Origin of the sequence: Phenylobacterium sp., from assembly GCF_031181185.1 — a bacterium.
GTDB lineage: Bacteria > Pseudomonadota > Alphaproteobacteria > Caulobacterales > Caulobacteraceae > Phenylobacterium.
The window spans coordinates 1-5,627 of record NZ_JAPSKZ010000212.1 but is presented as its reverse complement, the minus strand read 5'-3'; the positions used below and the strand labels follow the sequence as shown (position 1 = coordinate 5,627).

Sequence of the window (5,627 nt, the reverse complement as noted above, 5' to 3'; positions counted from 1 at the left end):
CGAAGACGGTGCGGCCGTTGATCGTGCCCCAGCCGGTGACCACGCCGTCGCCCGGGATGCGCTGCTTCTCCATGCCGAACTCGGTCACGCGGTGCTCGACGAACATGTCGAACTCCTCGAACGAGCCTTCGTCCAGCAAGAGGTCGATGCGTTCCCGGGCGGTCAGCTTGCCCTTGGCGTGCTGGGCGGCGATGCGCTTCTCGCCGCCGCCCTGGCGGGCTTCCTCGCGGCGCTTTTCGAGCTCTTCCAGGATCTGCTTCACGAACGACCTCTCTGTACGCCGGCCAAGGCGTAGTCGGGACGATCCGCCCACGCAAGCTCACGCGAGGTGAGCCGCGCGCACCTTACGCGAAGGTGTTGATCCGGAAGAGGTTCGGGCCGCCGGCGGCGCCATACGCCTGCATCTGCGCCGCCTGCAGCAGCACGAGGCCGGCCTGGCCCTGGCTCACCGTCCGCATGGCGCCGGCCTGGGCCTGGGTGAACACGCCCGGGGTGTAAAAGGCGCCGAGGCCCGCCGGGGCGGCCGGCTGCGGCGAGGTCTTCTGGTCGTTCCGTTGCGAGAACGGCTTGTCGGGGAACTGGCTGACCGGCTGGGCGCGCAGGCGCTCCAGCACGCCTTCCAGGTAGCGCACGGGGGCCGGGTCGTCGACGACCACCACCGGCGGAGGCGGAGGCGGAGGCGGAGGCGGCGGAGGCGGCGGCGGGTCGTGGGGCTTCGGCGGCTTGGGCTTCTTGCGCTCGAGGCGGTCCAGCAGGCGTTCCAGGACGTCCCCCAGAGCGTCCCAGGCCCGTTCGCGGCCGCCGTGCGCGTCGTGCCGTTCCTGGGCGCGCAGAAGCGCGGCCATGGCGGCCGACGAGAGTTCAGTCCCATGGCCGCTGTGGCCCTCGACCCGCCCGGCACGGGCTTCGGCCCCCCGGCCCGCCCGCGCCTGTTCCGTCTTCTTCGTGTCGTTGTGGGTCGTCTCGGGTTGGGACACGGCTTGCGGGCGCACGGAAGCGACCGGCCACCGGCCGGCGGAGAGATGCTTCAGGCTCGCGACGCTCGAAACCACGTCTCAGTCCCCGTTCCGAAGCGGCACAATCGCCGTCCGGACGGGGACCTCGGCGCAAGCGGGGCGCCAGCCGGGAGTCGTTAAGGTTACGCCGCCAGGCCGCGGAACCACCGTTCCAGCATCAGCGCCTCGCCGCGGAGCCGCGCGGCGCGCTCGGCCGCCTCCTCGTCCACGCCCCACTTCTCTTCCTGGAACGTCTCGTCGATGCGCGAGAGCTCGAAGGCCGCCTCACCGCCGAGCCAGCCGCGTTGCAGGGCGATCGCCAGCACCGCCGAGCCGAACAGCGGCGCGCCGAACGCCAGTCCCGCCAGGCCGAAGTCGTCGAGCTCGAGCGCCAGGGCGCGGACGCGGGCCAGGGTCTCGGGGGGCTGGTCGCGGTGCACGATGCCGGTGGCGCGCACGAAGGTCAGGCCCTCCTCCGCAGCCGCCCGTTCCAGAACGGGACCCCAGGCGGCGACCTGGCGCTCGACCAGGGCCTGCGGATCGTCGGCGTAGTAGCAGGTCAGGTCCGTGCCGGCGTACTGCGCGATCTGGTCGGCCACGGCCTCGCGGCTCTGCGGGATTGACTCGACGGCGGTGTTCGCCAGGCGGTTGGCGTGCATCTCGGCCAGCTCGATGGTCTCGCCCTGCCCGGCCCACTCCTCGGCCACCTGCTCGGCGATGGCGCGCGTCGGCGCGCGGAACACCCGGCCCTGCGGCGTGCGCAGGCTGCGGCCGTCCAGAAGGATGCCGAAACCATCGTCCGCCTCGGCCACCGTCACGTCCTTGTAGAACCGGCGCGGCTTCTCGACCGGCTCGTGGAAGCCCTTGTTGCGCAACATGCGTCTCCTGCTAACGGCGGCGGCTGAACGGCTCGGGATCGGCCTCATGCTCGTCGAAGCCAAAACGCTCGAACCCCGCCTTCATCTCCTTGCCGATGGGCGCTTCCAGCAGCAGCGTCCCGCGCGAGGGATGCGGAAGCACCAGCCGCCGCGCATGCAGCTGCAGCCTGAGCTCGCCCGAGATCGCCTCGGACGCCTCGGTCTTGTACTTCGGATCGCCCAGGATCGGGTGCCCCATGGCCAGCATGTGGGCGCGCAGCTGGTGGGTGCGGCCGGTGTGGGGCCACAGCGCCATCCACGCCACCTTGTCGGCGGCGCGCGCCAGCGTCACGAATTCGGTCTCGGCGCTCTCGGCGCGCGGATCCTTGGGATCGGCTGGGACCATCATCTCGCGGTCGCCGACTCCCTTCTTGGCCAGCGGCAGCTCCAGCACGCCGTCGCCGGGCTTGGGCAGGCCCGCCACCAGGGCCCAGTAGATCTTCTGCGTGCGGCGCTTGGCGAAGGCGCCGGCCAGCTTGGCCGCCGCCGCCGGGCTCTTGCCCAGCACCAGCACGCCCGAGGTGTCGCGGTCAAGCCGGTGGACCAGCCTGGGCCGCTCCATGCCCTCGCCCCAGGCCGACAGCAGTCCGTCGATGTGCCGCGTCGTTTTGGTGCCGCCCTGCACCGCCAGGCCCGACGGCTTGTTCAGCGCCAGGACGTCCTCGTCCTCATAGATCACCAGGCTCTTGCCGTAGGCGATGTCGCGCGGGTCCAGCTCGCCCTTGGCTCTCGGCGGCGGCGCATCCGGCAGCGGCGGCACGCGCACCTGCGCCCCGGCCGTCAGCCGCGTGTCGGGTTTGGCGCGCGCCCCATCGACGCGGATCTGGCCCGAGCGCGTCAGCTTCTGCAGCTGGATGTGGTTCAGGTGCGGCCAGCGCCGCTTGAACCAGCGGTCCAGGCGTACCCCATCCTCAGCCTTGTCGACCCAGAGGGTCTTCACTTCCTTCATGCGAACACCCGCCGGGCCAGCATCAGGCCGGCGAACAGCGCCCCGACCGACAGCGCTGCCGAACCCGCGCCGTAGGCCAAGGCCTGGCCCAGCGCCCGCTTCTCGATCATCAGGGCCACCTCCAGCGAATAGGCCGAGAAGGTGGTGAAGCCGCCCAGGACCCCGACGCCCAGCAGCAGGCGCCAGGTCTCGCCGCCTTCGCTGCGATGGGCGAGCGCACCCGCCAGCAGCCCCATCAAGAAGCCGCCTAGGACATTGGCCGTGAAGGTCCCGACCGGCCAGGCGGGCCCGAACCAGCGAAGGGTCTGGACGCCCAGGAGGTAGCGCGCCACGGCGCCGGCCGCGCCGCCGGCCCCGACGAGCAGGAGAGCTTGCATGGCGCCCTTATGCGACGGGCGCGGCGCAGACGGAAGCTCAGACGCGGCTTTAGACCCGGGGCGCCAGGTTCTGGCGCAGCGAGCGGGCGTCGTAGGTGTCGGCCATCCGCGGCCGCTCGCCCTTGCCCATCATCACCTCCAGCGTGACCGATAGCGAGGGGCCGCCGCCCAGGTTGAAGCTGGTGCCGAGGCCCAGGCCCACGCTGGAGCGCCTGCCGAATTCGGCCCCGCCGACGCCGAGGCCGATGCGCGGACCGTTGTCCGGCCGTCCCTGCACGAAGCGGTCGGTCACCCGGAACCAGTCGTAGCCGTTGGCCAACGCCAGGTCGGCGGCCCGCAGCAGGGCCAGGTCCGTGACGTGCTGCGCCGAAGCGCCCGGCCCGCCCTGGAAGGTGACGCGGAAGCGGTCGCTCTCGATGCGATAGTCCGAGTACCCGACGGCGCTGGGGCCGGTCGCCGGCTGGTAGAGGGTGGGCTGGGTGGCGCACGCGCCGAGCGCGAGCGCGGCCAGGGCGGGAAGGATCAGGCGTTTCATCGGGGCCTCTGCGGGCGAAAGTCTTTTCGGTTCCGTTGCTTGTAGCCGAAAGCGCGAAACCCCGAACGGCGTTCCGAGATCAGCCGAGACCCAGGGCGGCGATCAGCGCCTGCATGTCCGCCGGCGGCTCGGCTTCCAGCCGCTTGGTCCCGCCGCCGGGGTGCGGGAACGCCAACGCGCACGCGTGCAACATCAGCCGCGGCACGGGCCGTCCCGCGGCCATCAGCGCCCCGCCGTAGCGCGCGTCGCCCGCGATCGGGCGGCCGATGGCGGCCAGATGGACCCGCAGCTGGTGCATGCGCCCGGTCTCCGGCTCCAGCTCGAGCAGCGCCGCGCCCTCGCCGGCCGTCAGCGTCCGATAGCGAGAGACGGCGGCCTCCGCGTCAGGATGGTCGGCCTTGCAGACCCGCATGAACGCCTCGCGTCCCTGCTCGTCGCGGCGGAGGGGCAGGTCGATCACGCCCTTCGCCGGCTCGGGCGCGCCCGGCGTGACGATGGCCTGGTAGGTCTTGGAGAAGCTTCGCTTCATCAAGGCCTTGCCGAGGAAACCTGCGGCCGGCTTGGTCTTGGCGGTGAGGATGACGCCCGAGGTGTCGCGGTCCAGCCGGTGGATCAGCCGCGGCCGCGCCTTGCCGGGCTTGGCGAAGGCCCACAGGAGCTCGTCGAGGGTGTTCACCTGCCCCCGCCCGCCCTGGCTGGACAGGCCCGCGGGCTTGTTCAGCGCCAGGATCTCGGCGTCTTCATAGAGGACCAGGCTCCGGACGAGGGCGACCTCGTCCGGAGTGAGCTGGACCGGCTTGAACTTGTCGGACTTGGCGGGCTTCACACCGCCATCTAGCGGAGGACTCCTCGCTTCGTCATCGTCCAGGCGTACCAGACGAAGAACAGGCAGCCGGCCAGGATGGCGATGTTCATCGGCAGCATCGACTGGCCCATGGCCGCGAGGCCGTCCGTCAGCACGTAATAGTAGACCAGGCTCAGCAGATACGCCGCCAGCGAGACCACGAACACCGGCAGCGCCAGCTTGCGCCGGACCAGCAGCAGGATCGCGCCCAGCAGCCCGCCCCACACGCCGATCGCCCAGACCGCCATCATCCACGACGGCATGGCGTTGAAGTAGGTGATCTGGCCCTCGGTCATCCCCGCCTGGCGCAGCCACGCGTCGCCCTGCAGGTTGGTCATGGTGTAATCGAACGCCCCGAAGCCGTTCCACAGCAGCGCCACCACGCCCACCACCCACAGGTGCCAGGGCGCACGGCCCGCGGTCGTTTCCGTTGCAGCAGTCATTGTCGCTCCCTCCCAAGAGTCTGAGGAGAGCCTAGGCTGCGGCCACTCGGATAACAATGATCGGCGTTCAGTCGCCCTTCTGGCGGCGCAGCGCGGCCCACCGGTCGAGGCGCTCCTTGATCCGCGCCTCCGAGCCCTCGCCGCGCGGCCGATAGAACTGCCGGCGCTCCATGCCGTCAGGGAAGTAGTCCTGGCCCGAGAAGCCCTCGGCCGTGTCGTGGTCGTAGGCGTAGCCCTTGCCGTAGCCCAGGTCCTTCATCAGCCGCGTGGGCGCGTTCAGGATATGGCTGGGGGGCATGAGCGAGCCGGTCTCCTTCGCCGCCCGCATCGCCTCCTTGTAGGCGACGTAGACCGCGTTCGACTTGGGCGCGGCGGCCAGGTGGACCACCAGTTGCGCCAGCGCCAGTTCGCCCTCGGGCGAGCCTAGGAAATCGTAGGTGTCCTTGGCGGCGTTCGCGAGCACCAGCGACATCGGGTCGGCTTCGCCGATGTCTTCCACCGCCGCGCGGATCAGGCGCCTGGCGATGAACAGCGGGTCCTCGCCGCCGTGCAGCATGCGGGCCAGCC

At 71.1% G+C, this 5,627-nt stretch carries 8 protein-coding genes and 1 pseudogene; all 9 read right to left on the bottom strand.

Annotated features, from left to right (window positions below; translation table 11 throughout):
- Positions 1 to 262: carboxyl transferase domain-containing protein (locus tag RIF93_RS18195; RefSeq protein ID WP_309092867.1), on the bottom strand; the 262-nt coding region annotated here is incomplete at its 3' end.
- An 82-nt stretch (positions 263 to 344) separates the two neighbouring features.
- Complete coding sequence (locus tag RIF93_RS18190) at positions 345 to 1,052, bottom strand: hypothetical protein (RefSeq protein WP_309092866.1); 708 nt, start codon at positions 1,050 to 1,052, stop codon at positions 345 to 347.
- A gap of 86 nt (positions 1,053 to 1,138) precedes the next feature.
- Positions 1,139 to 1,873 carry an ATP12 family protein gene (locus RIF93_RS18185; RefSeq protein ID WP_309092865.1) on the bottom strand — a complete coding sequence of 245 codons (735 nt, stop codon included), beginning with the start codon at positions 1,871 to 1,873 and terminating at the stop codon, positions 1,139 to 1,141.
- A 10-nt stretch (positions 1,874 to 1,883) separates the two neighbouring features.
- Complete coding sequence (locus tag RIF93_RS18180; RefSeq protein WP_309092864.1) at positions 1,884 to 2,861, bottom strand: RluA family pseudouridine synthase; 978 nt, start codon at positions 2,859 to 2,861, stop codon at positions 1,884 to 1,886.
- Positions 2,858 to 3,238 carry a fluoride efflux transporter CrcB gene (gene crcB / locus RIF93_RS18175; RefSeq protein WP_309092863.1) on the bottom strand — a complete coding sequence of 127 codons (381 nt, stop codon included), beginning with the start codon at positions 3,236 to 3,238 and terminating at the stop codon, positions 2,858 to 2,860. The genes RIF93_RS18180 and crcB overlap by 4 nt, the downstream gene beginning before the upstream one ends.
- Before the next feature lie 49 nt (positions 3,239 to 3,287).
- Positions 3,288 to 3,773 (bottom strand): hypothetical protein, encoded by a 486-nt coding sequence (locus RIF93_RS18170; RefSeq protein ID WP_309092862.1) that lies wholly within the window; start codon positions 3,771 to 3,773, stop codon positions 3,288 to 3,290.
- 79 nt (positions 3,774 to 3,852) lie between these two features.
- Positions 3,853 to 4,599 (bottom strand): RluA family pseudouridine synthase, encoded by a 747-nt coding sequence (locus RIF93_RS18165; RefSeq protein WP_309092861.1) that lies wholly within the window; start codon positions 4,597 to 4,599, stop codon positions 3,853 to 3,855.
- 8 nt (positions 4,600 to 4,607) lie between these two features.
- On the bottom strand, positions 4,608 to 5,060 hold the full coding sequence (locus tag RIF93_RS18160; RefSeq protein WP_309092860.1) for a hypothetical protein: 453 nt from the start codon (positions 5,058 to 5,060) through the stop codon (positions 4,608 to 4,610).
- Between the two features lie 67 nt (positions 5,061 to 5,127).
- Positions 5,128 to 5,627: pseudogene (locus tag RIF93_RS18155) on the bottom strand (replication-associated recombination protein A); the annotation flags it as partial.